Origin of the sequence: Catenulispora rubra, assembly GCF_015356825.1 — a bacterium.
GTDB classification, from domain to species: Bacteria; Actinomycetota; Actinomycetes; order Streptomycetales; family Catenulisporaceae; genus Catenulispora; species Catenulispora rubra.
The window spans coordinates 1-4,629 of sequence record NZ_JAACYW010000494.1; the positions used below are offsets into that span (position 1 = coordinate 1).

Below are 4,629 nucleotides of genomic sequence, written 5' to 3' on the forward strand. Positions count from 1 at the left end.
GCCCCCAAAACCCCTACCCAGCCCCCGCCTCAGCGCGAATCGAATCCAGCACGCCCTCCAGATCGTCGGGCCGCACCAGCACATCCCGAGCCTTCGCGCCCTCCGAGGGCCCGACCACGTTCCGCGTCTCCAGCAGGTCCATCAGGCGCCCCGCCTTCGCGAATCCGACCCGCAGCTTGCGCTGGAGCATCGACGTCGACCCGAACTGCGTCGACACCACCAGCTCCGCGGCCTGCAGCAGCAGGTCCAGGTCGTCGCCGATCTCCTCCTCGACGACCTTCTTCGAGCCCGCCTGGCCGGTAACGTCCTCGCGGTACAGGGGCGTTAGCTGGTCCGTGCAGAACTTCACCACCGCCGCGATCTCGGTCTCCGACACGTACGCGCCCTGCAGACGCTGCGCCTTCGACGCACCCATCGGCAGGAACAGGGCGTCGCCCTGGCCGACCAGCTTCTCCGCGCCCGGCTGGTCCAGGATGACGCGGGAGTCGGCCAGTGAGGAGGTCGCGAACGCCAGGCGGGAGGGCACGTTCGCCTTGATCAGGCCGGTCACCACGTCCACCGACGGCCGCTGGGTGGCCAGCACCAGGTGGATGCCGGCGGCGCGGGCGAGCTGGGTGATGCGGACGATCGAGTCCTCGACGTCGCGGGGGGCCACCATCATCAGGTCCGCGAGCTCGTCGACGATCACCAGCAGGTAGGGGTACGGCTGGTACACGCGCTCCGAGCCCGGGAGGGGCTTGAGCTTGCCGGCGCGGACCGCGGCGTTGAAGTCGTCGACGTGGCGGAAGCCGGAGTCGGCCAGGTCGTCGTAGCGCAGGTCCATCTCGCGGACCACCCACTGCAGCGCCTCGGCGGCCTTCTTCGGGTTGGTGATGATCGGCGTGATCAGGTGCGGGATGCCCTCGTAGCTGGTCAGCTCCACCCGCTTGGGGTCCACCAGGATCAGCCGGACCTGGTCCGGGGTGGCGCGCAGCAGCACCGAGACGATCAGGGTGTTGATGCAGGTGGACTTGCCCGCGCCGGTCGCGCCGGCCACCAGCATGTGCGGCATGCGCGTCAGGTTGGCCACGATGTGCCGGCCCTCGACGTCCTTGCCCAGCGCCACCATCATCGGGTGGGTCTCGCCGGTGGCCTCCACCGAGCGCAGCACGTCGCCCAGCGCCACGTTCTCGCGGTCGGCGTTGGGGATCTCGATGCCGATCGCGGACTTGCCGGGGATCGGCGACAGGATCCGCACGTCCGCCGAGGCGACGGCGTAGGCGATGTTCTTCGACAGCGCGGTGATCCGCTCGACCTTGACCGCCGGGCCCAGCTCGACCTCGTAGCGGGTCACCGTCGGGCCACGGGTGAAGCCCACGACCTTGGCGTCGACGTTGAACTGCTTGAACACCTCGACCAGCGCGGCCACCACGGTGTCGTTGGCCTTCGAGCGCATCTTCGGCGGCGCCCCGACGCGCAGCATGTCCGGCGGCGGCAGCTTGTACTCGGCGTCCGGGTCGACGCTGGCCGCGTACAGCTCCATCGCCGCCTGGACCGCGTCCTTGGGCGAGGACCCCGAGGACCCCGTAGCCGGTGCCGAGGCCCCGACCTTCTTGCCTCCGGACTTCCGGCTGCGCGGCACCGCGACCGGGATCGGCACCTGCGTGCCGTCCTCGACCGGCGGCACCGCGTCCACCACCGCGTCCGGCGTGACGTCCCCGGCCTCGTCCAGCATCGGGATGAAGATCGTCGGCTCGTTCTCGGCAGTGTCTGCCCGCGCCCTGCCGCGCTCGAACTGCTGCAGCCTTTGGTTGCGCACCTCGTTGTCCGAGGGGTCGTCCTCGGGGAGGATCCCGTACGGATCGTCCTCCTCGTCGGCCAGCGCGTCCGGGTCCTCGCGCTCGCCGAAGATCATCCAGTGCAGGAACCCGCCGGCGTGCCCGCGCCCGGCCCGGATCCGCTCCGGGATCCGGTACACCGGCGTGGCGGTGATCACCAGGACGCCGAACAGCAGCAGCAGGATCAGCAGCGGCACCGCCACGAACGAGGACACCGTCGAGACCAGCGGCGCCGAGATCGCGTAGCCGACCCAGCCGCCGGCGTTGCGCATCGCCGTCGCCCCGTCCGCGGGGTGCGGCATGTGGCCGGCGATGTGGATCAGACCGACCGCGGCGACGGTGAAGGCGCCCCAGCCGATGGACATCCGGTTGGTGTCGGCAGCCTCCTCCGGCCGCCGGATCACGCGCACCGCCAGGCCGAAGACCAGCAGCGGGGTGAACGCGCCGACCCGGCCGAAGCCGCCGGCCACGATCGCGACGACGGCCTGCGGCACCGCGCCGGGGAACCCGTGCCACAGCGACGCGGCCATCACTATGCCCAGGCCGATCAGCGCGAAGCCGAAGGCGTCGCGCCGGTGGTCCGGATGCAGCGCCTTGGCCCCCTCCGAGGCGCGCCCGGCGCTCCGGCGCGAGCCGGAGGCCAGCTTGCCGATGCCCTTCTCCAGGGGCCCGGCGTTGCGGGCGGAGCGCGCGCGGGGATTCTTCGGCGGAGGTGCGGCGGAGTTCGCCGTGTCGGAGGCGGCAGCCCTGCCGCGCCCCTTCCCGGCAGCGGCGCCCCTGGCGGCTCCCGCCGACCCGGCCGACCCCGAGGCCTTCGAGGCTGAGGTCTTCGAGCCGGACTTGGACGCGGATGTGGCTGCCGTTGCCTTGCTGTTCTTGGAGGGCGTACGGGTGGCCATGATGACCAGGCTACCGGTGATGTCCCACCGGTACCGCCCGCCACACGCAAGTCGTCTGAGCGTGGAAACCCGCGACCGGCCGGATCGCCGATTCCCGTCTCGGCGGCCGTTCAGGCTAAAGTGGTTCGGTCGGCCCCTTGTGGGTGCCGCGCACGCGCATGCGTTCGCGCCCTTTCCCACGTGGGCCGATCCCCAATTCATCAGCTGGTTCGTTCGCGTCGGCTCGACGCGCCGGGACTATCGAGGAGGGCCGTCGTGGCCGGTGCCAAGAAGGAAAGCAAGACAGCACGCGCATCCGTGCGGGCCGGTGCCGGTGGTGCCGGCGGTGGGCGTGTCTTCGGTGACATGAAGCGGTTCACGCCGCTGGGCGGTGGCTTCTGCTACTTCGCCGCCGGCGACGGCAAGAACCTGCACCTGAAGGTGGACTCCGAGGAGCTGTTCGGCCTCCTGTCCGCCATCGAGGGCGCGGACCGCACGAAGATCGACGCCGAGGTGACCGAGCTGGCCGCCAAGTTCGGCGAGAAGGTCCCGGCCTGGAAGGCGCTGGCGGCGAAGCTGACCGCCGGCGACCTGGCCGAGGCCGCCGCCTGAGGCGACACCGCGTATCGCACGTAGTACACACAGCGAGCCCCTGACCCGACCGGGTCGGGGGCTCGCGGCGTATCATTCCTGCGAAGGCGGCCCGTGGGGCCGTCAGGGTGCTGCCACCCGCGTCGGCCGTGTGCGCCGCCGCCCGGGGCGGGTATGGGGAGGAAGGAGCGAGGCTGCGTGGTCGGAATCCCCATGACCAGCGCCGACCTGGCTCGTGTGGGCTTCGAGACCTCGCCGCTGGTGAACCTGGTCCGCGGTCTGGACCAGCTGGGCTCGACCCGGCCGCTGCGCCCGGCGCACCGGCGCTGGCTGGCTGGCGCGCTGCGGAACATCCCCGAACGGTGCCGGCCGGTGATGGAGCTGCTGAACGCGGTCCCCAACTACGCCCCGGCCTTCCTGATCCCCGACCTGCCGCCCAGCGGGAACCTGCACCGCGGGCTGGACGAGGAGCTGGACGCGCTGCGCGCGGTCCGCGACAGCGAACTGGCGCTGGACTTCTCGATCTTCGACACCTGGGAGCGCCGCCCCTCCCGCGCCTACGACGCCCTGCGCGACCGCGGCGAGCGGCTGATCCCGATGTTCACCGACGCGATGCACGCGCTCTACACGGCCTGCCTGGCCGAGGACTGGCCGGACATCCGCCGCACCCTGGACGCCGACATCGGCCGCCGGGCCCGCCAGATGGCCACCGACGGCCCCGGCGCGGTCCTGAACGACCTGCACCCCAAGCTCCGCTGGGAGCCCGAACAGCTCTCGCTGGCCGTCGCCAAGGTCCCGGACTGGCGCTACGACCTGCGCGGCGACGGAGTGACGTTCACCCCGTCGGTGTTCGGGCACTACGTCGGCTCGCTGATCGCCCCCGGACGACGCTCGATCATGGCCTATCCGGTCTCCGACCTGGACGCCGCCGCCGCGCTCGACACCGAGGGCCCGCCCCACGACGGCCTGGCCGCGCTCATCGGCCGGGCCCGCGCCGCCGCGCTGCGTGTCATCGGCGACGACCCCACCACCGGCGAGCTGGCAGTGCGGCTCGGCGTCAAGGCGCCCACCGCGTCCGCGCACGCCGCGGCGCTGCGCTCGGCCGGCCTGGTGGTCACCGAGCGGACCGGACGCAGCGTCCGGCACCGCCTGACCGGCCTCGGGGCCGAGCTGATAGCGGCGAACCGCCGGTAGCCCCCGCCGGCACCGGCAGTCCGGTCGCGATCGGGGACGGCACGGGGGTGCGAGCGCGGCAGGCCGCGCTCGGACATCGCATGGCCGGGACCACCTGTGTCCGCCGGATGCGGACCGGCGATCCCGGCCACCCCCGTTACCCCCGTATC

General features: G+C 72.2%; 3 protein-coding genes. 2 read left to right on the plus strand and 1 reads right to left on the minus strand.

Going from position 1 to position 4,629, the window contains the following annotated elements; genetic code table 11:
* Window positions 1–13 precede the first annotated feature (13 nt).
* Window positions 14–2,716 (minus strand): FtsK/SpoIIIE family DNA translocase, encoded by a 2,703-nt coding sequence (locus GWK61_RS52930; protein WP_194921876.1) that lies wholly within the window; start codon window positions 2,714–2,716, stop codon window positions 14–16.
* A gap of 345 nt (window positions 2,717–3,061) precedes the next feature.
* Between GWK61_RS52930 and GWK61_RS52935 the strand changes: the two genes are divergently transcribed.
* Together GWK61_RS52935 and GWK61_RS60395 are read left to right on the plus strand one after the other, a co-directional pair.
* Window positions 3,062–3,307 (plus strand): hypothetical protein, encoded by a 246-nt coding sequence (locus GWK61_RS52935; RefSeq protein WP_194921879.1) that lies wholly within the window; start codon window positions 3,062–3,064, stop codon window positions 3,305–3,307.
* A 177-nt stretch (window positions 3,308–3,484) separates the two neighbouring features.
* Window positions 3,485–4,480: a DUF5937 family protein gene (locus GWK61_RS60395; protein WP_194921880.1), complete on the plus strand. Its 996-nt coding sequence runs from the start codon at window positions 3,485–3,487 to the stop codon at window positions 4,478–4,480.
* Window positions 4,481–4,629: the final 149 nt, after the last annotated feature.